The 20,548-nt window shown below is 63.1% G+C and carries 20 protein-coding genes; 15 read left to right on the top strand and 5 right to left on the bottom strand.

The features are described from left to right. The first annotated feature begins 148 nt into the window (after positions 1–148). The 3 genes from RMO89_RS16570 to RMO89_RS16560 all read left to right on the top strand — a co-directional run bounded on the left by RMO89_RS16570 (position 149) and on the right by RMO89_RS16560 (position 2,553). Positions 149–1,153, top strand: coding sequence for an LLM class flavin-dependent oxidoreductase (locus RMO89_RS16570; protein WP_310534512.1), 1,005 nt, complete (start codon positions 149–151; stop codon positions 1,151–1,153). Beyond that, on the top strand, positions 1,150–2,181 hold the full coding sequence (locus RMO89_RS16565) for a zinc-binding dehydrogenase (RefSeq protein WP_310534510.1): 1,032 nt from the start codon (positions 1,150–1,152) through the stop codon (positions 2,179–2,181). The genes RMO89_RS16570 and RMO89_RS16565 overlap by 4 nt, the downstream gene beginning before the upstream one ends. Positions 2,182–2,253: 72 nt before the next feature. Then, a complete protein-coding gene (locus RMO89_RS16560) occupies positions 2,254–2,553 on the top strand; it encodes a GIY-YIG nuclease family protein (RefSeq protein WP_310534508.1) in 300 nt (99 codons plus the stop codon). A gap of 81 nt (positions 2,554–2,634) precedes the next feature. On the opposite strand, the gene RMO89_RS16555 is transcribed toward RMO89_RS16560, so the two are convergent. Both RMO89_RS16555 and RMO89_RS16550 read right to left on the bottom strand, forming a co-directional pair. Beyond that, positions 2,635–3,960 (bottom strand): aromatic ring-hydroxylating dioxygenase subunit alpha, encoded by a 1,326-nt coding sequence (locus tag RMO89_RS16555; RefSeq protein ID WP_310534506.1) that lies wholly within the window; start codon positions 3,958–3,960, stop codon positions 2,635–2,637. Then, a complete protein-coding gene (locus RMO89_RS16550) occupies positions 3,957–4,280 on the bottom strand; it encodes a hypothetical protein (protein ID WP_310534505.1) in 324 nt (107 codons plus the stop codon). Before RMO89_RS16550 ends, RMO89_RS16555 begins: the two co-directional genes overlap by 4 nt. Positions 4,281–4,432: 152 nt before the next feature. Here RMO89_RS16550 and RMO89_RS16545 point away from each other — a divergent pair, with 152 nt between their 5' ends. From RMO89_RS16545 to RMO89_RS16530, 4 genes are read left to right on the top strand one after another with little or no spacing between them, the layout of a single operon-like run. Beyond that, complete coding sequence (locus tag RMO89_RS16545; RefSeq protein WP_310534504.1) at positions 4,433–5,302, top strand: xanthine dehydrogenase family protein subunit M; 870 nt, start codon at positions 4,433–4,435, stop codon at positions 5,300–5,302. After that, positions 5,299–5,787: a 2Fe-2S iron-sulfur cluster-binding protein gene (locus tag RMO89_RS16540; protein WP_310534503.1), complete on the top strand. Its 489-nt coding sequence runs from the start codon at positions 5,299–5,301 to the stop codon at positions 5,785–5,787. Before RMO89_RS16545 ends, RMO89_RS16540 begins: the two co-directional genes overlap by 4 nt. Then, entirely contained in the window at positions 5,784–8,054 is a 2,271-nt protein-coding gene (locus RMO89_RS16535; RefSeq protein ID WP_310534502.1) for a xanthine dehydrogenase family protein molybdopterin-binding subunit, read from the top strand. The genes RMO89_RS16540 and RMO89_RS16535 overlap by 4 nt, the downstream gene beginning before the upstream one ends. 33 nt (positions 8,055–8,087) lie before the next feature. Further along, positions 8,088–8,333, top strand: coding sequence for a MoaD/ThiS family protein (locus RMO89_RS16530; protein ID WP_310534500.1), 246 nt, complete (start codon positions 8,088–8,090; stop codon positions 8,331–8,333). Between the two features lie 9 nt (positions 8,334–8,342). On the opposite strand, the gene tagH is transcribed toward RMO89_RS16530, so the two are convergent. From tagH to RMO89_RS16515, 3 genes are all read right to left on the bottom strand, one after another. Further along, positions 8,343–9,890, bottom strand: coding sequence for a type VI secretion system-associated FHA domain protein TagH (gene tagH / locus RMO89_RS16525; RefSeq protein ID WP_310534499.1), 1,548 nt, complete (start codon positions 9,888–9,890; stop codon positions 8,343–8,345). Positions 9,891–9,902: 12 nt separating this feature from the next. Next, the gene (locus tag RMO89_RS16520; protein ID WP_310534497.1) at positions 9,903–10,460 is read right to left on the bottom strand and encodes a DUF6931 family protein; all 558 of its coding nucleotides are present in this window, start codon (positions 10,458–10,460) and stop codon (positions 9,903–9,905) included. A 79-nt stretch (positions 10,461–10,539) separates the two neighbouring features. Further along, entirely contained in the window at positions 10,540–12,471 is a 1,932-nt protein-coding gene (locus RMO89_RS16515) for a type VI secretion system tip protein TssI/VgrG (RefSeq protein WP_310534496.1), read from the bottom strand. A gap of 193 nt (positions 12,472–12,664) precedes the next feature. Here RMO89_RS16515 and RMO89_RS16510 point away from each other — a divergent pair, with 193 nt between their 5' ends. The 8 genes from RMO89_RS16510 to tssF all read left to right on the top strand — a co-directional run bounded on the left by RMO89_RS16510 (position 12,665) and on the right by tssF (position 20,448). Beyond that, positions 12,665–13,417, top strand: coding sequence for an OmpA family protein (locus RMO89_RS16510; RefSeq protein WP_310534495.1), 753 nt, complete (start codon positions 12,665–12,667; stop codon positions 13,415–13,417). A gap of 115 nt (positions 13,418–13,532) precedes the next feature. Further along, the gene (gene tssA, locus RMO89_RS16505; protein ID WP_310534494.1) at positions 13,533–14,549 is read left to right on the top strand and encodes a type VI secretion system protein TssA; all 1,017 of its coding nucleotides are present in this window, start codon (positions 13,533–13,535) and stop codon (positions 14,547–14,549) included. Positions 14,550–14,620: 71 nt separating this feature from the next. After that, the gene (tssB, locus tag RMO89_RS16500) at positions 14,621–15,148 is read left to right on the top strand and encodes a type VI secretion system contractile sheath small subunit (RefSeq protein WP_310534493.1); all 528 of its coding nucleotides are present in this window, start codon (positions 14,621–14,623) and stop codon (positions 15,146–15,148) included. Positions 15,149–15,188: 40 nt separating this feature from the next. Further along, complete coding sequence (gene tssC / locus RMO89_RS16495) at positions 15,189–16,679, top strand: type VI secretion system contractile sheath large subunit (RefSeq protein WP_310534491.1); 1,491 nt, start codon at positions 15,189–15,191, stop codon at positions 16,677–16,679. Positions 16,680–16,754: 75 nt separating this feature from the next. Further along, on the top strand, positions 16,755–17,234 hold the full coding sequence (locus RMO89_RS16490; protein WP_310534489.1) for a type VI secretion system tube protein Hcp: 480 nt from the start codon (positions 16,755–16,757) through the stop codon (positions 17,232–17,234). A 15-nt stretch (positions 17,235–17,249) separates the two neighbouring features. After that, complete coding sequence (locus RMO89_RS16485) at positions 17,250–18,041, top strand: type VI secretion system accessory protein TagJ (RefSeq protein ID WP_310534487.1); 792 nt, start codon at positions 17,250–17,252, stop codon at positions 18,039–18,041. A gap of 13 nt (positions 18,042–18,054) precedes the next feature. Beyond that, positions 18,055–18,579, top strand: coding sequence for a type VI secretion system baseplate subunit TssE (tssE, locus tag RMO89_RS16480; protein WP_310534486.1), 525 nt, complete (start codon positions 18,055–18,057; stop codon positions 18,577–18,579). Between the two features lie 3 nt (positions 18,580–18,582). Continuing rightward, positions 18,583–20,448 (top strand): type VI secretion system baseplate subunit TssF, encoded by a 1,866-nt coding sequence (gene tssF, locus RMO89_RS16475; protein ID WP_310534485.1) that lies wholly within the window; start codon positions 18,583–18,585, stop codon positions 20,446–20,448. The last annotated feature ends 100 nt before the right edge of the window (positions 20,449–20,548 follow it).

Here is a 20,548-nt window from a genome sequence, read left to right as displayed (position 1 = left end):
TTTCTGGATCCATTTCGCATCTTGGCCCAGGTCGCGCGTCAGAAAACCTGCGGCGCCGTTGCATCTTCACCCATTGATCCGTGCGCCTTGCACGATGGATCCTGAAACAAGTTCAGGATGACGATCTGGAAAGTTCAAGGTTACTATGATGAAAGACATCAAACTTACCGTCTCGTTTGACATGCGCGCGCCTGACTGGGGCACGCCTGCGGCCGGGCTCTACCGCGCCGCCATCGATATGGCAGCGTTCTGCGACAGGATCGGCGTCGATCGCATCGGGCTGATGGAACACCACGGTTCGGACGACGGCTACCTGCCGCAGCCTTTCGTGCTGGCCAGCGCCATGGCGGCGGTCACCGAGCGGATCAGCTTCATGCTCGGCGCAGTGATCCTGCCGCTGCACGATCCGGTGATGCTGGCGGAAAAGATCGCGCTGGTGGACCTGATCTCGAACGGGCGGCTCAACGTGATCTTCGGCGCGGGCTATGTGCCTTTCGAATTCGCCATGTTCGGCAAAAGCCTGAAGGACCGCGCCAAACTGCTTGATCAGAATATAGATTTGATCCTGCGCGCTTTGCACGGTGAACGCTTCGAGGTGGATGGCAAGCCCGTCTTCGTCCGCCCGCTGCCGGTGCAGGAGCCGGAGGACATCGTGCTTGTCGGCGGCGGCGTGCCCGCATCGGCGCGGCGCGCGGCGCGGTTCGGGGTGGGCTTCGGGCCGATGAAAGGCGAACTGGTCGATCTCTATCTCGAGGAATGCGCGCGGCTAGGCCATGCGCCGCGTCAGTACAGCCGCCCCAAGAGCGGCATGCCGCTGGCGATCCACCTTTGCGAGGACCCGGAAGCAGGTTGGAAGGCGATCGAGCGCCACGCTGTCCATGTCATCACCGAATATGCCAAGTGGGCCGCGCAGGAAGGCGATGCCAGCTCTTCGCCGTTCAAGGGGCTCGATAACCCGGCGGCGCTGAAACAGGCGGGGCTTTTCGCCTGCTGGACGCCGGAGCAGTTCGTGGCCCAGGCGGGACGCATGGAAGACAAGACCTCGCTCGGATTGCAGCCGCTGCTTGGCGGGCTGGATCCGGAAGAAGGGTGGAAGTGCCTTCGCCTGCTCGAACAAGTCATCCCGGAAGTGAAGGCAGCGTTTGCATCATGAAAGCAGCATACATCCAGAACGGCCACGTCCTCACCGGCGAGGTCACCGATCCCGTCCCCGGCAAGGGTCAGGCGCTGGTGCGCACCCATTCGTGCGGCATGTGCGCCAGTGAACAGCACTTCCTCCACGCCGGGCAGAACATCATCGACCTGTCGCGCAAACTTGGCGGGCCTTACGCCGCGCTGCAATGGGACCAGCCCTTCGTCCCCGGACACGAATTCGTCGGCGAAGTGATCGATTACGGGCCCGGCTCGGCGCGCAAGGTGGCTGTCGGCAGCAAGGTGACATCGGTGCCGATCATGCGGCAAGGCGGGGCTCATGCGGTGGTCGGTTTCAGCCATGTCTGCCCGGGCGGCTATGGCGAGCTGATGCTGCTCGACGAGGACGTGATGTTCGCCCTGCCGGACAGCTTCGACGATGATCACGGCGCGATGATCGAGCCGCTTGCCGTCGGCCTTGAACACGCGCGGAGGGGCAGGCCCGAGAAGGGCGATGTCGCGCTGGTGCTCGGCTGCGGAGCGATCGGACTGGGCGTCATCGCCGGCCTCAAGATCATGGGCATCGCCCCGATCGTCGCGGCAGACTTTCATCCCGCGCGGCGCGAGGAAGCGCTGCGGATGGGCGCGCATGTCGCGGTTGATCCGCGCGAGGTCAGCCCCCATGCGCCGCTGCCCGATGTGGGCCGCGCGCCGAACCTGATCTACGAATGCGTCGGGCGCGCCGGTATGCTGCAATCGCTGGTCGAAGCCGCGCCGTTTGACGGGCGGATCGTCATGGGCGGCTATTGCATGGAGGAGGAAAGCCTCTTCGTCTTCGCCGCGCAGAACAAGCGGCTCAACGTCCAGTTCGCCGGCGGGGAAGAGCCGCAGGACATGGACCTCGCCATGCGCGCGATCGGCGATGGGCGGATCGACGTCGCCCCTTGGATTGGCGCGCGGATCGGAAGGTCAGGCGTGGCCGAGGCGATGGCGGCGATGAGCGGACCGGGCGCGCCGGTGCGGGTCGTGATCGATCCGCGGTTGGGGTGACGTTCCTACGAAAATCCTAATCCCCGTCACCCCGGGCTTGACCCGGGGTCCCGCTTCCTTTCCATTTCGAGCATGGATGCTGAACGCCGCGGAGGATGGGTTTACATCATGACCGACCGGTATCGCGGCACGATCTATGTCGGCGTGACGGCACACTTGGCGCGCAGGATCTATCAACATCGGGAAGGGGACGGATCGGATTTCTGCCGACGCTATGGTCTGGACAGGTTGGTTTGGGCGGAACGCGGCGAAACGATCGAAGACTGCATAGCGCAGGAAAAGCGGATCAAGCGCTGGCGGCGCGAATGGAAGTTCGATCTGATCGAGCGCGGGAACCCTGACTGGAAGGATTTGTACGAGCAGATGCTGTAAGTGGGGAATTGGCGGATATAAGCGAGACCCCGGGTCAAGCCCGGGGTGACGGTAGTTGAGAGTTGGGCTTCTTCGATTGCCTTAACCCACCTCCACCGGCCCACCAGTCCCCATGTAGCCCGCCAGCGCGCGGTGGAAGCCTACCACCGCTTCTTCCTCCGTCGGATGCGGCCGCGCCGAACCAAACGCCATCGATTTCATCCCCTGCTGCACCGCGCCCATGTTGGAGAAGTCTTGCAGCAGCACCACCGGCCAGTGGTCCAGCGTCTGCTCGGGCTTGTAGAGGTTCTCCGGCTTCGGCTCCTGCCCCTTGGAGAATTTCTCCAGCGTATAGACCTCGAAAATGCAGCTGTCAGGGTCATAGCCATTGGGCCGCGCGCGATAACACAGCGCGAAGGTCGGGCCATAGATCAGCACGGTGTTGGGGAAGATGTGGACGTCGGTTCCGGCTTCCGCCGCGTGTTTCGGATCGAGCGCGGGCCAGGTGATGCCGTTCTTCGCATCTTCCTCGATCACCCGGCGCATGAAGTGCATCTGCACGTCCATCGCGCTGGTGCCTTCGGGCAATTCGTCGACCAGCTTGTTGGCAACATCGACCATGGTCTGCGTGGTCGTTGCCCAGACTTCCTTCCACACCTGATTGAGACTGGTGGCGAGGCCGATGCGCATGTCGGGCGCCCCTGCCGCTCCCGCCGTGCCGCCGCCTACGCCTTCACGCTGCAGCGCGCCGAAGTTGCCGTGGATTCCGAGCGAGCGGCTCCAGGTCGGCTTGTCGGAATAGACCGCCAGCTGCGGGTGCGTGCCGATGACGTGGTAGCCTTCGTTGAACGCCTCAACCGCGACCTTCCAGTTGCACGGGAAGTGCAGCCACTGCCGCCAGCGATAGCGCATGTTCTGCATCTCGAACGGATCGAGCAGCGGCGCCACTTCGCCGAGGTATTCGCGCAAGGGCACCGCGTCCGGGTCCATGGTGATGAACACCCAGCCGCCCCAGGTCTCGGCGCGTACGTCCTTCAGGCGGATGTCGTCGGCGCTCAGGCTGTCGCCATAGCCGGACTTGCGCGTGACGCCGAGGTTGCGCCCGTCGAGCGCCCACGTCCAGCCGTGGAAGCCGCACTTGAAGCCCTTGGCATGGCCGCAGCCTTCGGTCAGCTTGCGCCCCCGGTGCGGGCAGACGTTGTGATAGGCCTTGATCGAGCCATCGTCCTGCCGGGTGACGATGATCGAATCGTCGAGGATGTCGTAAGTGACGAAATCGCCCGGCTTTTCGATTTCCTCTTCGCGGCAGGCCACCTGCCAGACCTTGCGCCAGATCGCATCGCGTTCGGCGCGGGCATAGTCTGGGGAAAGATAGGCCTCGGTCGGGATGGACCATGCCTGCGCTTGCACTTCGGTTTCGGCGTTCATTGGCTAGGCTTTTCCTCGTAGATCCACACTTTTGCGGCGGAGCGGTCCATCGCATCGGAGCGGGTGATAATGCCCTCGGCGCTGCGGCGGCCCATTTCGGCCATGAATGCCGCCGCGTCGTCGGTTTCGATATCGTAGATTGCGATCCGCGGTGCGCCGGGTTCGGGCATGGCAAAGGGTGTGGCGGCAAAGCGGCGGCCGCCGGTGACGCCGGGCAGGGCGCAGATGTCCTTCATGTGGACCGCGTCATACCACGCGTCATATTCGGCCTCGCGCCCCGGCAGCGGTGCCGACTGCGCGATCATCACATATTTGCCCATTGGCATCCTCCGTTGGCGCGCAGCCTAGTCTGACGCGCAGGCCAAGGTCCAGCGGCGGCTTGCCGGCATCGCGGGTCCGCTTGCTTGCAGCGGCAGGACAAATTGCCGCGTTCCGACTTGCGGGAGTCATCACGGCCCGCCACAGTGGAAACATGACCATGACATACCACCAGCCGCGCAGCCGCGAAGAGGCCGCCGCGCTGCTCGCCGCCGATCCATCCGCCCGTATTCTGGCCGGAGGGACCGACCTGATCGTGCAGATGCGCAGCGGGCGTGTTGCTCCCGGTGCGATTGTCGACATCAAGCGGATTTCCGCGATGCAGGCCGTGCAGGGCCACGATGGCGGCTTCACCATTGGCGCGGCGATGCCGTGTACGGGCCTCAAACAGTCGCAACACCTTGCCACCGCATGGCCGGGCGTGGTCGAGGCGGCGAACCTGATCGGCTCGGTCCAGGTGCGCAACCGCGCGACGATGGCAGGCAATCTGTGCAATGCCTCGCCCGCCGCAGATGCCGTCCCCGCGCTGATCGCGGCCGGAGCCACCGCGCTGGTCATCGGCCCGCGGGGCGAGCGGCTGGTGCCGGTCGAAGAGATCCCCGCCGGTCCCGGCAAGACGACGCTTGGTGCGGGCGAGTTCATCGCCGAACTGCGTTTGCCGCCAAGACCCGCAGGGGGAGGGGACGCCTATCTGCGCGCCACTCCGCGCACCGAGATGGACATCGCCATCGTCGGAGTTGGCGTGGCGCTAGCGATCGGTGCGGACGGGGTCTGCACCGCCGCGCGGGTTGCGCTCGGCGCGGTGGCACCCACGGCGATCCTTGTCCCGGATGCGGGCGCGGCGCTGGTCGGCACGCTGGTCGACGACAGCGCGCTCGATGCCATGGAGGCGGCCGCGCGCGCGGCTTGCCGTCCGATCGGCGACAAGCGCGGCAGCGCTGAATATCGTACCCACATGGCCGGCGTCCTCGCACGCCGGGCGACAATTATTGCCCTCTCGCGGGCCAAGGGAGAGCAGGCATGAGCAGAATGGCGATCAGCACTACGGTCAACGGCGATCCGGCTGAATTCCTCTGTGATCCGGGCGAATCCTTGCTTGATGCCTTGCGCTCCAGCCTGGGGCTGACCGGGGCCAAGGAAGGCTGCGGCTCGGGGGATTGCGGGGCCTGCACGGTGATGCTCGACGGGCAGATGGTCTGCTCGTGCCTGGTCCTTGCTGCTGAGGCCGAAGGCCGCACCATCGCCACAATCGAAGGCGTGGCCGAGGGCAGCGTGCTGCATCCGGTGCAGGACAAGTTCCTTGAATTTGGCGCGCTGCAATGCGGATTCTGCACCCCGGGCTTCATCGTCGCGGCCAAGGCGCTGCTCGATCACAACCCCGATCCGGACGAGAGCGAGATCCGCTACTGGCTCGCCGGAAACCTGTGCCGCTGCACCGGGTACGACAAGATCGTCCGCGCTGTTCAGGCCGCCGCCGCGCAGATGCGCCAAGAGGGAGCCACCGCATGAACGCGCCCGAGAATCCCAAGGCCTTCCCCAAGACCTTCAAAGTCATCGGCACGCGTCCCGTCCGCCCGGACGGGGTCGACAAGGTCACCGGCAAGGCGGTCTACGGACCTGACTTCACCACGGCAGGCATGATCCAGGGCGCGATTCTGCGCAGCCCGCACGCCCATGCGCGCATCATTTCCATCGACACGCGGGCGGCGGAAGCCGTGCCGGGGGTCAAGGCGGTGGTGACCAGCGCCGACTTCCCGGGGCAGGAATCGAAGATCGTCGCCGCTGGAGAAAGCAGCAGCAACCTTCAGCACATCGCCTCGACCTGCATGGCGCAGGGCAAGGTGCTGTACATCGGCCACGCCGTCGCTGCCGTTGCCGCAACAACCAAGGCGATTGCCGAGGCTGCGGCGAAGCTGATCGTGGTCGATTATGAAGTCCTGCCGCACGTGATCGAGGTGGAAGAGGCGCTCGCCGATGGCGCGCCGATCCTGCACGAAGGAATGATCACCAAGGGGATCGAGCCTGCACCAAGCAAGCCGTCGAATGCTGCCGCCTGCTTCACGCTTGCCGATGGCGACGTCGATGCTGCGCTGGCCACTTCGGCGGTGATCGCCACGGGCAAATACCGCACTGCGCCGGTCCATCAAGGCTATATCGAACCGCACGCCTGCGTCGCCAGCTGGAACGCCGACGGGCAGGGGCAGTTGTGGATTTCGAGCCAGGGCCATTTCGACCTGCGCAACCAGACTGCCGCCGTACTGCACATGCCGATTGGCGACCTGCGGACCTATCCACTCGAAATCGGCGGCGGCTTTGGCGGCAAGACCGGGATTTACTTGGAACCGGTCGCCATGCTTCTGTCGAAGAAGTCCGGTCGCCCGGTCCGCCTGACGATGAGCCGCGAGGAAGTCTTCGCCGGCAGCGGCCCGGCACCCGGCGTCGTCGCGGACATCACCATCGGGGCGAACGAGGACGGCACGCTGACCGCGCTCAAGCTCGAATTCTGGAACCAGTCGGGCGCCTATCCCGGATCGACGATTCACCCCGGCGTGATGACCGCGCTGGGGGCCTATCGCCTGCCGGCCTTCTGGGCGCGGGGATGGGACGTGCTGTCGAACTTCGCCGGCACCAAGGCCTATCGTGCGCCGGGTGCGCCGCAGATAGCCTTTGTGGTCGAGTCCTGCCTCGATGACCTCGCGCTCAAGCTGGGCATGGACCCGATCGACCTGCGGCTGAAGAACGCCGTGGTGCCGGGCGATCCCGGCCCGGTGCGCCTGCCGCACGGCAAGATCGGCTATGTCGAATGCCTTGAGGCAGCAAAGGCCCACCCGCACTGGTCCGCTCCGCTTGGGCCCAATCAGGGTCGCGGCGTGGCGGGGGCCTTCTGGGGCAATTACGGCGGGCAATCGACCGCCTCGGTCGCGCTCGCCTCGGACGGGTCGGTGCAGGTTACGACCGGCAGCCCGGATATCGGCGGCAGCCGTGCATCGATGGCGATCATGGCGGCGGAAACGCTGCAGGTGCCCTACGAAAGCGTGCGGGTGACCATCGCGGATACCGCCTCGATCGGCTATTCGATGGTTACGGGCGGCAGCCGCGTGACCTTTGCCACCGGCAAGGCCGTGGTCCTTGCGGCGCAGGAAGTGGTCGCCACGCTGGTCTCCCGCGCGGCGAGCCTGATGGGGGTGGGTGAGGAACAGATCGTCTGGCGCGACGGCGCGGCGCAAGGCCCCGGCGGGCAAGAGCTGACCATCGCCGCCATCGCCGCCAAGGCCGGCCAGTTCTCCGGGCCGATTTCCGCCGAAGCCGCGATCAATCCGCTCGATTATCTGCCGGCCTTTGCCGTCCACATCTGCGATACAGAGGTCGATACCGAGACCGGACAGGTTTCCATCGTGCGCTATACCGCGGTGCAGGATGTTGGCACGGCGATCCACCCCGACTATGTCGAGGGCCAGCTTCAGGGCGGTGCGGCGCAGGGCATTGGTTGGGCGCTGAACGAGGCGTACCTGTTCGACGGGCAGGGCCGGATCGAGAACCCCGGCTTCCTCGATTACCGCATGCCGGTCGCCTCGGACCTGCCGATGATCGACACCGTGCTGGTCGAAGTGCCGAACCCGGCCCATCCCTATGGCGTCAAGGGCGTAGGCGAAGCGCCGATCGTGCCGCCGCTCGCTGCCGTAGCCAATGCTGTGCGCGATGCCACCGGCAAGCGGTTCACCAAGTTGCCGCTGACGCCTGACCGGGTCTATGCGGGACTGAAGGCGCCGGCGTGAGCGTTGGCGCCTGAGCGTGGGGGACTGAGCGACTTGGCCCGCGTCATCCTGCTGCCGCCGTTCGCCGGAGAATTCTTCGGCGGACGCGGCGAGGTGGAGGTTGATGCGGGCAGCCTGTTCGCGCTAGTCCGCGCGCTTGATGCCCAGGCTCCCGGTTTTGCCGAGGCGGTTGAAGAGCGCGCGGCTATCGCCATTGACGGGGTGGTCGCGGGGGACTGGACGACTGCGCTGAAGCCGGACGACGAGGTGATGATCGTGCCGAAGGTGGCGGGCGGTTAACGCCAGAGTTTACCGCCTTCTGGCTGCCTCGTCCTCGTAGGCCTTTTTGAATTCCTTGGCGAAGACCTCCATGAAGGCCTCGTCCGAGCCTTGGCTCACGCCGCTGAATTCCTTTTCGTAAGCCTTCCACAACGCCGCATCACGCTTACCGGGGAGTATCTGGGCAAGCAGCCCCTTGCTTTGCACCCGGCTGCTGATTGCATGGGGTGAAAAGCGATCAAGCGTGGCGCGCAGCGCGCCCTGCATCGCCTTGAGCGTCGCCATCTGGTGCGCCTGCAGGTCCGAATAGGCATCGTCGATCGCACGGTCGGCGCTCATGAAGCCGCGTTCCGCCGGGTTCAGCAACTGCGCCAGCGCCTGTTCAGGGGTGCGCGAAAACTTGATCGGGTTGTTGCCGTCGAATTGCAGGATAGTATTCTGCGCGCCGAGCTGGGCCTTCGCCCGCGCGCGCGCCTCAACCATGACCACGAGTCCGGAGACCAGCCGGCGCATCAGGTTGGCCATGGCCGCAAATGTTCCGGCAGGCTCGCCGTGCAGATCCGCGCGGGTTAGCCCGAGCAAAGGGGCGATCTGTTCAAGCAGGGCTTCAGCCGAGGCTTCGGCGCTGGGCTGGCCCTGCGGCGGCGCGGCGGCGGCTGGTGCCTGTGCTTGAGGCGCGGCGGGCGCGGCATAGGCCGGATTGGCAGAGGGCGGCGGGGGCGGCAGCGCTCCTAGTGCGTCGGCACCGCTGACCGGGCTCAGGCCAAGGCCGCCACTGGCATTGTCAGCACCGGCAATGCCGAAACTGCTGCGCGACCAATCGGCCGTGTGGGCAGAGGCCAGCTCGCCCCAAATGTCGCGGCCGGCTGGCTGGCCAGTGGACGGCGCGGATGGATCGTTGACCGGCGAATTCTGCGACCAGTCGGAATTGCTGCCCGCGTTCCAGTCGGACCCCGGCGTCGGCACGCCCCAGGCGTCTGCGGGAGGTGCGGGCGGAGCGGCGGGCACCGGGGGAGTCAGGCCCTCTGGTTGCCACGGCTGCGGCGCAGCAGGCGGCGGGGCGCCCAATGAAGGCCCGCCTGCGGCAAAGGGCGAGGGCGAAGCCACGCTCGGCGGTTCCCAATTGGCCCCGAGCACACCGTCACCGGCGAGCGCGGCCTTGGCCTTTGGCTTGCCCCAGTCGCTACCGGCGCTGGCATCGCTGGTCGTGGCTGCAACATCCTTCCAGCCGCCCCAGGCCTGCGACGCCGGTGCCGGGGCCGCAGCGCCGCCCGGTGCCGACACCGAAACTTCGTACTGACCGATCACCAGAATGTCGCCGTTGGCCAGCCGGTGCGGACCGTTCATGCGGGTGCCGTTGATAACCGTGCCGTTGGTGCTGGTGTCGCGCAGCAGGTAGGTTTCGTCTTCGAAGCGGACCTCGCAGTGCCGTGATGAAATGTAGTTCGTTGGATCGGGCAGGGTCCAGTCAACCGTGGGCGAACGGCCGATGATCGCCCCGCGCCGGTCAAGCCGAAGCTCTACCGGACCGCCATCGGCAAGCGACGAAACATTGCGCAGGGAAAGGGTCAAAGTCACGATTGGATGGGCCTAGCTGCTGGCGATCCGGTCACCTTCGGCAACGGCAAAGCGCAAAACGGCTTCAGAATCGTCGTTTTCATATGCACGGATCAGTATCGCAGCCGCAGCCAGCCGTCCACAGATCGCGGGATCGGGCAGCACTGGTTCGCAATCTTCTGGCGCGATCGAACCGCCGGAAAAATAGACCGCGCAGGCAAGCAGGCGTTCGGGGCTCGATTCCTCTTCCTGCCCGGCCAGTGCCCAGGCAGCACGGCGGCGGTTGTCGGACGGATCGCGCAGCCAGGCCTGGACTGAATCGAACATGCCCTTGCGCGGTCCGGAGCGGACTTTTGCGCCCGCCTTGTCAGGAGCCCTTTCAAGCGATTCGGCGGCCCACTGCACGGCTTCGAGGCGGGGCAGGACTGCGCCGAGATAGCCCACGGCCAGATCATACCGCTCGCCGCTTGCCAGTGTGCTGTCGAAATAGTCCTTCGGCGATAGGGCTGCATCGGCACAGGGCGGCATTTCGTCAGGGCAGAGCGGCAAGACCTGCGATGCCTGAGTCCACGTTACTTTGAGCCAGCTCATTTCCGGATCATCCTGCTTCTTTCGAGCCTGGTTCGTTCTGGCCTGGTTCGTCCGAGACAAACAAAACCGCCCCAGACCGTCAGTTGATGAAGGTCATTCCGCCCTTCAGCGTCAAGGTGCCATCGCCCTTTACCGTGGTCATGGGCGATTTCATGTCGACTGTGGCGACACCAGTGATCTTGATGCCATTGGGTTCGATGACGATCTGCGATCCGCCGACCTTGAGCGTTATCTTGGCCTTGGCGGACATGGTGATCTCGGTGCCGGAATCGATGGTGATCGATTTCTTGACATCGAGCTTGTCGGTTTCCTTGATGTCCACCTTGCGCGCACCGTCGATCTTCACGGTCTCGTGGCGTTTGACGTATTCGCTGCGGTCCTGCCCGATCTTGATTTCCTGATCGAGCCCGATGTGGTGGCTTTCCTTGAAGCGTACGCGCAGGTTCATATCGCGCTCGGCGTGGAGGAAGACTTCTTCCTGCCCGTTCTTGTCCTCGAAACGCAATTCGTTGGCGCGCACATCCTCCACGTCGAGCTTTTCGGCGCCCGGCAGGCTGGAGGTCGTGTTGCTCTTGTAGCTCTTGGTCCGCCACAGCGCCTTGGTCTTGTTATCGGGCAGGGCATAGACCGGCATGTGCAGGCTGTTGAACACGCGGCCAGTCACGATCGGGCGGTCGGGGTCGCCGTGCAGGAAATCGATGATCACCTCGTGCCCGACGCGCGGCAGGATGATGTTGCCGAGCCCGCCGGTCTGCGAAACGCGGATCCAGCAAGTGCTCGATTCGTCGGGCGAGCCTGAGCGGTCCCAATGGAAGCGAACCTTCACCCGGCCATATTTGTCGGTGAAGATCTCCTCGCCCTTGGGGCCGGTGATGATCGCGGTTTCCGGGCCCTTGACGCTGGGGCGGGGCACCGTCGGCTGGACATGCCACTGGACGTTGGCCTTCACCGCTTCGATGAAGACGCCGCTGCCGCCCGAACTGCCCGCGCTGCGCTCTTGCTCGACTGACGAGACATGGTGCGTGCGGGTGATCATGTATTCCGCGTTGAAGCGCTTTTGCTGGTGCTCGGAAAGCTTGAACGTCGATCCGCAGCTCAGCCCCAGCGACTGGCTCTCGCCCGAGAAGACCTGCCGGTTCGCGCGCATGGCATCGAGCACTGACTGGCTGAGCGGGGTGCCGACGCTTTTTTCCTGATAGCGGCCGGGGAAGGCATATATCTCGTTGGCATCGAGCGGATGCGCCGCCCCCGCAGATGACGATACCTGCAAGGGCGCATCGGCCTTGGTGAAGTTGAAGTCACGCATGGTGACCTTGGCTTCGCCGCCCGATCCGACTCGCTCGCTCCACCGGCTGGCATAGTCCGACTTGGCGCTGCCGCCGGCAGTCGAAGAGACATTCCGCACAGTGTCAGAGTGCTGGTTGTACTTGATTCGCTCCGGCTTGCCCGGTTTGTGCGATGCCGGAGCCTCGCAAAGCACCATTTCGTGTTTGTCGGCGGTGTGGCGATAGAAGTAGTAAATGCCTTCTTCTTCGAACAACCGGGTGACAAAAGTAAAATCGCTCTCGCCATATTGCACGCAATATTCGCGGGCTGCGCGGCTGCGGCGGATATTGCCGTAATCAACCTTGGCGTTCGGATATTTCGCGAAGATCTGCTTCACGATGTCGATCGCGTTCTTCTCCTGAAAGATCCGGAAGTCGATCGTGTGCGACATGAAATAGGTCCAGGGACGCAGGCCCAGACGGTAATGATAACCGTCGTGCTGCTGCGAGATATATTCGCCCTCGACAAGGAAACCGTGGAAATGCCGAAGTAATTCGCCCTCTTCAGACAAGGTTACTGCGGCTGCCTTGCCCAGGTGGGGCAACAGGTCGATTTCGCCATGGGCAGCAACCACATCGACGGAAATGGAGAACGGACGTCCAAGCGCTTCAGTCGCCTCGACTCGCCGAATAGCAACCTGTTCGCCGCCCAGATTGATCGCAAGTTTTGTCTGTCGGCCTGCCATCACGTCACCCCCGGCGACTAAATATCCGCCTTCATTCGAGAAAGCGCAATCGTTTCCTCAATTTTGCCGAAGCTAATCGCAGAAGGAACGACTTGCAACATTACCTTGGTTAATGGCATTGCGAATCGTGACCTTAACCGCATTATGTGCTAGGGACTCTTATTGAGTCGTGATGTTTGCAGGTAGAATTATCATGCGACGTACCAATATCATCTTCGGAATTGCGGCTGCAGGGTTCTGCACCGTTACCATTTCTTCGGCTGCTTTGGCGGAAGAACCGCTCAGCCAATATGAGCAAAGCCTGGCCTGCAAATTCTCGCAGACCTGCGATCCAGCCACGCTCGCGCCTTATGAGGCGGCGGCCCAGTCTGAAGAGCAGACTCTCGAGGTCGGCCCGGAAGCGCCCTTCAAATTCTACAGGCCGACCACGCCGCAGGGCAAGCCGCAGACCGGCGGATCTGTCGCAGGGGTGTCGGCGCAGGGCAGTGGTCCCAAGCTTTTTCCGACCAGGGGCGGAGGCGCCCAGGATCAGAGCACCCGACGACCTCAGGCAACCGGATACACGGCACCGAAGCCTGTAAGGAAGCCGGACCGCCCCGCTTACGTTCGTAAGAACGCGGCGGACATGACGCTCAACTTCGAGAACGCTTCGGCCGATGTGAATTCAAGGGGCGCGGACGAAATCAAGGCTTGGGCCAATGTGCTCAACTCTTCCCAGTTTGCCGGCAAGGTCGTGCGGATCGAAGGCCATACCAATGCCGTCGGTGCCGAAGACTATAACCGCGATCTGTCGCGGCGCCGTGCTGAAGCGGTAAAGCAGTTGCTGATCAGCAACGGCGTCGATGCCAGCCGGATCGAAGCGGTCGGCCTTGGCTTTGACAAGCCGCGGGCGCGCGATCCCCGGGCAGAAGCAAATCGCCGGGTCGAGATCGTTCAGGCCAATTGACGTTCAGGCACTCCGCCTTGCGGCGGGGTGCCCGTTACTTTGGTGAAACATCATGCAGCGAAGCGTCATGCTGTGAAGCCGGCTCGATCGTCCGGCGAGGGATAAGGGGGGAATCTTGTCGAGCGATCTGGAAACGCTGCTGGCACCGATCAGCGAAGACGATCCGACAGGACCAGACCTCGATTCCGATCCCGATATGGTCGAAATCCGGACGGCGTTCGAAAGCGGCTTTTCCGACGACGCCGATGATGCCTCCCCGGTAAACTGGACTGCGATTGCCAACAGCGCCGAGGCCATGCTGGCCCGCTCGAAAGACATCTGGATTGCAGTCTACATGATGCGCGCAGCCGCCAAGGCTGACCGCATACAGACCGTCCTTCTCGGCAGCCAGGTTCTCAACGGTCTGATCGAACAGTATTGGGAAAAGGTGCATCCCGATCTTGAGGAATGGGGCGTCAACGCCCGCATTACCCCGATCGCCTCGCTGGGAATGCTGCGCGAATTCGTCAATCCGCTGAAGAAGGTAACGCTACTTTCGCACCCGCGTCTGGGCAAGTATTCGGGCGCTGATTTCGTGCGGCTGGAACGCGGCGGCGACAGCGAGGATGACTTCGGCCAGTTCAAGGCGGCGCTCAACGATGCCGACCGCGAAGAACTGGATGCCGCGCTGGCCGCTTTTGAAGCCATCGAGGACGCGCTGCGGCAGGTTGATCGCACGTTCATGTTCAACGCTGATGGCGATGGTCCGAACCTGCAGAACGCCTATGACGCGATTACGGAAATCCGTTCGAGTTTCCGGTTTCATCTCGGCGGACCGGAATTGTCCGACTCAGGTGTCGAGGATGCGGGGTCCAGCGACTCCGGCTACGAAGATTCCGCGCCATCGGGCGGCGGATCATTTGGCGGACGCATTGAAAAGCGCGAAGACGTGGTTCGTGCGCTTGACGCAATTGCCGACTATTATCGTCGCAAAGAGCCGAGCAGCCCTGTTCCAGTGATACTGAAGCGTGCCCGCGAATGGGTTTCGCTCGATTTTCTCACCATACTGCAGGATATTGTGCCAAACGGCATGGACGACGCGCGGCGTATCCTCGTTTTTCAAAGTGACGAGTCGCCAAGTTACGATGATTGATTTTTAATAAGTTAGCTTGCCCAATCGCAATTGTTTGATACCTTCGCATTACCGGACTCAGAGGGGGTTCTATGTCTAGTTCCAAGAGCGGCCAGCGGTTCATCAAAGAGAACCGGGCGCCCCGCGTACATATCGAATATGAAGTCGAAACATTCGGTGCCTTGCAGAAGGTCGAATTGCCTTTCGTCATGGGCGTGATGTCGGACCTGTCCGGCAAAAGCCATGTTGAGAAGAAGTCGCTCGACAAGCGTGACTTTATCGAATTCGACATGGACAACTTCGAAGACCGCATGGGGGCCATTGCTCCTCGCGCGGCGTTCAACGTCGAGAATACACTTACGGGCGAAGGGCGCATGTCGGTCGACCTCGAATTCAAGACGATGGATGACTTTACGCCTGGGCAGATAGCCAAGAAGGTACCTGCCCTCGCCAAGCTCCTTGAAGCGCGCCAGCAGCTCAACGATCTGATGAGCTATATGGACGGCAAGGATGGCGCGCAGGACCTGCTCGACAAGGTGCTGAACGATCCCGACCTCATGAAGTCGCTTGCCTCCGCGAAGAACACTGCGGCGCCAGATGCGGCCGAGCCTGAACAGTAAGTAGAACCAGCCCAGGGCTGCAATAACTGGAGTTTGCGCAATGGCGAAAGAGCCGCTGCAGAATGTAAATGCACCTGTTGCCGAGGCGTTTGCCCTCGATGACTTCGCTTCGCTGTTGCAGAAGGAATTCAAGCCTGCCGACGATGGCCGTGCCAATCGTATCGAACAGGCTATCCAGACCTTGGCCCAGCAGGCGCTGTCGGATGCCAACGTCATTGGCGAGGATGTCTTTGCGACGCTCGATTCGATGATCTCGGCGCTGGACCGCAAGTTGTCCGAACAGATCAACGTCATCCTGCACAACGATGAATTCCAGGCGCTGGAATCGGCGTGGCGCGGGCTTTCGTATCTTGTGTTCAACACCCCCACGGGCAAGGACCTCAAGGTCCGCGTGATGAACATCGGCAAGGACGAATGCCGCCGCATGTTCCGCGAATACCGCGACGCGCGCTGGGACCAGAGCCCGCTGTTCAAGAAGGTTTATGAATCCGAATTCGGCCAGCTTGGCGGACAGCCCTATGGCGCCTTCGTCTGCGACTACCAGTTCGATCATTCGCCGTCTGATCTTGACGTGCTCAAGGGCCTGGCAAAGATCGGTGCTGCGGCCCATGCCCCATTCATCACGGGCGCCTCGCCCAAGCTGATCGGCATGGAATCGTGGCAGGAACTGTCAAACCCGCGTGACTTGTCGAAGGTGTTCGATGCGACCGACTATGCCGGCTGGCGTGGTTTCCGCTCATCGCAGGACAGCCGCTACATGGCGATGACCGCGCCGCGTTTCCTCGGCCGCGTGCCTTATGGCGAAAAGACCAACAAGGTCGACGAATTCGGTTTCGAGGAAGAAACCACCGGCGAACATGACAACCACCTGTGGGTCAATTCGGCCTATGCAATGGGCGTCAAGATCACCGAGGCGTTCAAGACCTATGGCTGGTGCACCCGCATTCGCGGCGTGGAATCGGGCGGTACGGTCGAAGGCCTGCCGACGGCGACCTTCCCGACCGACGATGGCGGCGTGGACATGAAATGTCCGACCGAAATCGCCATTTCGGACCGCCGCGAGGCCGAGCTTTCGAAGGCCGGCCTGCTCACGCTGATCCATCGCAAGAATACCGATCAGGCCACCTTCATCGGCGCGCAGACCTGCTATGCGCCGAAGTCCTATGACGATCCGGCCGCCACGGCGAACGAGAACCTCTCGGCGCGCCTTCCGTACATCTTTGCCAGCTGCCGCTTTGCCCACTACCTGAAGTGCATGGTTCGCGACTGGGTGGGTGGCACGCGCGAAGCGCCGCAGCTGCAATATGACCTCAACCGCTGGATCTCGCAGTTCATCGACGGCAACCCGGAAAGCTCGACTGAGCAGGACAAGGCCAAGATGCCGCTCAAGGCAGCGCAGATCGAAGTTATCCCGGACGAAGAGAACCCCGGTTTTTACAAGGGCAAATTCCTGTTCGTGCCGCACTACCAGCTGGAAGGCATGGACGTGTCGCTGAGCATGGTTTCGCGCCTGCCGGGCGGCCAGGGATAAGCCTTCCGAATTTTGATTACTGACTAAGAATAAAGAAAAATTCTGGGACGCACCCCACTTTGAAGGAGATACATGATGGCCACAGACATGTTCCTGAAGCTTGACGGGATCAAAGGCGAATCCCAGGACAGCAAACACAAGGAAGAAATCGAAATCTCGTCGTTCAGCTTCGGCGTGCACCAGCTCGGTTCGGCGTCTTCGGGCGGCGGCGCGGGCACCGGCAAGGCGAGCTTCGATGACCTCCACGTCTCGAAGCATGCCGACAAGGCAACGCCGATCCTGATGCAGAAGAGCGCCACCGGCGAACACATCAAGACCGCCGTGCTCACCGTCCGCAAGGCCGGCAAGGACCAGCAGGAATACTACGTCATCAAGATGACCGACCTTATCGTGTCGGGCGTGACCAATATGGGCACCGATGGCGAAGTTCCCAGCGAGCAGGTTTCGCTCAACTTCTCGTCGATCGAGTTCACCTACAAGGAACAGAAGGCCGACGGTTCGCTGGGCGGCACGACGAAGTTCGGTTGGGACCTCAAGAAGGTCAAGCCTATCTGATCGGATTGAAAGCCGGTGGTTACCGACCCCAGCGAGTTACTGCGCCTTGGGGATCTGGCAGGTGCGCGCCGCGCACTCGTGGAGATCGTCAAATCGCAGCCAAACGATGCGCAGGCGCGCATGTTCCTGTTCCAGCTGCTCGCGCTGCTGGGTGAATGGGACAAGGCGCGCCTGCAACTCAATACGCTCGCCCAGATTTCGCCTGAAGCGCAAATGCTTTCCGTCGCTTATGGCCAGGCGATCGAGGCCGAAGCCGTGCGGGCGAAGGCATGGGCCGGGGTCGGGCCCGTCAAGGTCCACGGTGCCGATGAAGGATGGCCGCTCGCTCTGGCGGCGGCCATTGGCCACTTTGCCCGCGACGAAACCGCCGAAGGAGAAGCCGCGCGCGACGCTGCCTTCGCCGAGGCCGGAGATACTCCGGGCAATTTCGACGGCGCGGAGTTCGATTGGATCGCCAATGCCGACAGCCGGCTTGGCCCGGCATTCGAGGCGACCATCGGCGGCGTCTGGGGCATCGTTCCTTTCGAAGCCGTCAGCCAGATCACCAGCAGCGGCGTGCGCGACCTGCGCGACCTCGTCTGGTATCCGGTCGAGATCATGTTCCGCTCGGGTCAGTCGGCGGCAGCGCTCCTGCCCTGCCGCTATCCCTTCACCGAACGCGATGGCACCGATCTGGAACGACTTGGCCGCGGAACCAGCTGGGAAGGCGGCGCCTCGGGCGATCTGCCCACCGGCCAGCAGCTCTTTATGCTTTCCGGAGGCGAAGAGGTCGGCCTGCTCGACCTGCGCACCCTGACTTTCACCTGAGGTTGCCGGTCCCATGCGCCCGCGAGTCAATCCGACGATTTTCGACAAGCTGGTGTCTGGTACGGAAATTCCAGGGCTCCATGATGATTCCCCCGCCACAGAAGTCACCCGCGATACCCTGAAGCGCTTTTCGGTCGCCCGGGTTGAGCGCTTCAATGAAGAGGCGCTGCGCGGCACGATCATCCGTGACCTCGGCTGGTTATTCAATACGACCAATCTCGACAGCGTCATGAGCCTTGAACACTACCCAAATGTCCGGGCGTCGGTGCTCAATTACGGGGTTCCCTCCATGTCCGGCCGTTCGGTTACCAGCCGATCGATCCAGCAGCGCGCGCGGGAAATCCGCACGGCGATCATGACTTTCGAACCCCGCTTTGACTGCGATTCGCTGCTGGTGGAATCGAGCGACGAATCCGAGCGCGAGAATTCGATCACCTTCGTCATCACCGGCGATGTCTCCTCGGCGGTCAACGCGCTGCCGATGCTGCTCAAGACCGACGTCGAGATCGATTCGGCCGCCGTTACGGTGCGGGAATAGCGCGTGGATCCGCGGCTTCTCTCCGCATACGAAGACGAGCTGGCCTATCTGCGCGAGACTGCGCGCGAATTCGGCGAGGAAAACAGCGCGATTGCCTCGCGGCTCGGCCTGAAGACGCCCAACGATCCTGATCCCTATGTCGAACGGCTGCTCGAAGGCGTGGCCTTCCTCGCCGCGCGCGTGAACCTGAAGCAGCAGGACCAGTTTCCTGAGTTTACCCAGCACCTGCTTCAGGCGGTGCAGCCGCATTACCTTGCTCCAACCCCATCGATCTGCATTGCCGGGTTCGAACCCCAGGACGGCGATCCCGCACTGGTCACCGGCCAGACCATTCCGGCAGGCACCGAACTGAGCGCCGCGATGAACGAGGGCGAGAGCACCGCCGTCACCTTCGTTACCGGCCATGACGTCACGCTCTGGCCGCTGAAGATCATCCAGACCGAATTCCTTGGCTCGCGCGCGGCAATCGCGCCGTTCGCGGCAGCTGCCGGCGTGCGCGCCGAATGCGGGGTGCGGCTGCGCTTTGCCCCGACGGCCGGCCTGAAGCTTTCCCAAATCGCGCCGCCCGAACTGCCAATTTACCTTGACGGGACCGAGGCGGTGCCCGGCGAACTCTATCGCCAGATCATCGGGCAATGCGCGGCCGTGATTGCCCGGAACCCCAATTCGGCGGCCGGCGCTGCGTCGTGGACCTCGCTCGCGCACCCGGTCCAGGCCGGTTTCAGTGACGAGGAAGGCCTGCTCCCGGCAGAATTGCGCTCGTTCCGTGGCTATCGGCTGCTGTCCGAATACTTCGCCTGCCCCGAACGCTTCCTGTTCATCAAGCTCCTCGATCTGGCTAAGGCCTTCGCCGGCTGCGAGGAGGAGTGCGACGTTGTTCTGCTGTTCGATCGCCCGTCGACCGTGCTGGAAGGCGCGCTCGATCCGAACAATTTCAAGCTGTTTGCCAGCCCGGCGATCAACCTGTTCGCCAAGCAGCTCGGGCGCGTACAGATCGAGCCTTACAAACACGAATTCCACGTCCAGCCGGACCGGACGAAAACGCTCGACTTCGAGGTTTTCCGCGTCACCGAGATCAAGGCCTATGGCCGCGACGGCACCGATGGACGGACGGTGGCCCCGCTCTATGCCTTTGGAGCGCTGCTTTACGATTGGCGCGACGCGCTGTTCTATACCACCCAGCTGCGCCAGCGCCGGATGTCGCAAAAGGAACAGCGGTTCCGCAGCCGCAGCGACTACACGGGCACGGAGACGTGGATCAGCCTGACGTCACCGGGCAATGCGGAACGGCTGGACGCGATCAATGAACTCAGCGTCCGCGCCTTGGTGACCAATCGCGAAATGGCGGAAGGGCTGACGTTTCGCGGTGAGCATCACTTCACCGGGTCAGGGCTTCCCGTCCGCACGATCCGCGTGCTGCGATCACCCACCCGGCCGCGTCCGCCGCTGGGGCTCAATGATGCCGCGTGGCGGCTGATTGGCCACCTGACGCCGAACTACGCCTCGCTGGCACCTGATGATAGCAATGCCCCCGATGCCCTGCGCAATCATCTCGCGCTTTATGGCCGGCAGGATGATCCGCATCTGCGCCGCCAGATCGACGGTATCCTTGAAGTCTCCAGCCGGCCGATCAGCCGGCGCGTCCCCGGTCTTGATCGCAGCGCCGTGGCGCGGGGCCGCCGGATCACCATCAAGCTTGACGATGCGTCGTTCGACCAGTCGCGGATTTTCCTGTTCTCTGCGATTGTCGAACGCTTCCTCGCCGAATTCGTCACGATCAACAGCTTCACGGAATGTCACTTCGAAACGCCTCTTGAAGGAACCCTGATAAAATGGCCCCCGCGGATCGGCCGACAGCACACCATCTGAGCTACGTCGCCACCGCGCAGCCAGCGGTGAAGCGGTGGGGGCTCTTTCCGCTGCTCCGGCGGTTCGAGGCGCTTGCGCCGAAGCTGCCGCGCATCGGCCG

This window comes from Novosphingobium sp., assembly GCF_031424035.1.
In the GTDB taxonomy this organism is placed as follows: Bacteria; Pseudomonadota; Alphaproteobacteria; order Sphingomonadales; family Sphingomonadaceae; genus Novosphingobium.
The sequence above is the reverse complement of the archived record's forward strand: the minus strand, read 5'-3'. Positions and strand labels throughout refer to the sequence as shown.

What these genes read in the sequence shown, in the direction of transcription:
- RMO89_RS16570 (WP_310534512.1), top strand. Translation starts at nt 149, where the DNA reads ATGAAAGACATCAAACTTACCGTCTCGTTTGACATGCGCGCGCCTGAC.
- RMO89_RS16565 (WP_310534510.1), top strand. Translation starts at nt 1,150, where the DNA reads ATGAAAGCAGCATACATCCAGAACGGCCACGTCCTCACCGGCGAGGTC.
- RMO89_RS16560 (WP_310534508.1), top strand. Translation starts at nt 2,254, where the DNA reads ATGGATGCTGAACGCCGCGGAGGATGGGTTTACATCATGACCGACCGG.
- RMO89_RS16555 (WP_310534506.1), bottom strand. Translation starts at nt 3,960, where the DNA reads ATGAACGCCGAAACCGAAGTGCAAGCGCAGGCATGGTCCATCCCGACC.
- RMO89_RS16550 (WP_310534505.1), bottom strand. Translation starts at nt 4,280, where the DNA reads ATGGGCAAATATGTGATGATCGCGCAGTCGGCACCGCTGCCGGGGCGC.
- RMO89_RS16545 (WP_310534504.1), top strand. Translation starts at nt 4,433, where the DNA reads ATGACCATGACATACCACCAGCCGCGCAGCCGCGAAGAGGCCGCCGCG.
- RMO89_RS16540 (WP_310534503.1), top strand. Translation starts at nt 5,299, where the DNA reads ATGAGCAGAATGGCGATCAGCACTACGGTCAACGGCGATCCGGCTGAA.
- RMO89_RS16535 (WP_310534502.1), top strand. Translation starts at nt 5,784, where the DNA reads ATGAACGCGCCCGAGAATCCCAAGGCCTTCCCCAAGACCTTCAAAGTC.
- RMO89_RS16520 (WP_310534497.1), bottom strand. Translation starts at nt 10,460, where the DNA reads ATGAGCTGGCTCAAAGTAACGTGGACTCAGGCATCGCAGGTCTTGCCG.
- RMO89_RS16515 (WP_310534496.1), bottom strand. Translation starts at nt 12,471, where the DNA reads ATGGCAGGCCGACAGACAAAACTTGCGATCAATCTGGGCGGCGAACAG.
- RMO89_RS16510 (WP_310534495.1), top strand. Translation starts at nt 12,665, where the DNA reads ATGCGACGTACCAATATCATCTTCGGAATTGCGGCTGCAGGGTTCTGC.
- tssB (WP_310534493.1), top strand. Translation starts at nt 14,621, where the DNA reads ATGTCTAGTTCCAAGAGCGGCCAGCGGTTCATCAAAGAGAACCGGGCG.
- tssC (WP_310534491.1), top strand. Translation starts at nt 15,189, where the DNA reads ATGGCGAAAGAGCCGCTGCAGAATGTAAATGCACCTGTTGCCGAGGCG.
- RMO89_RS16490 (WP_310534489.1), top strand. Translation starts at nt 16,755, where the DNA reads ATGGCCACAGACATGTTCCTGAAGCTTGACGGGATCAAAGGCGAATCC.
- tssE (WP_310534486.1), top strand. Translation starts at nt 18,055, where the DNA reads ATGCGCCCGCGAGTCAATCCGACGATTTTCGACAAGCTGGTGTCTGGT.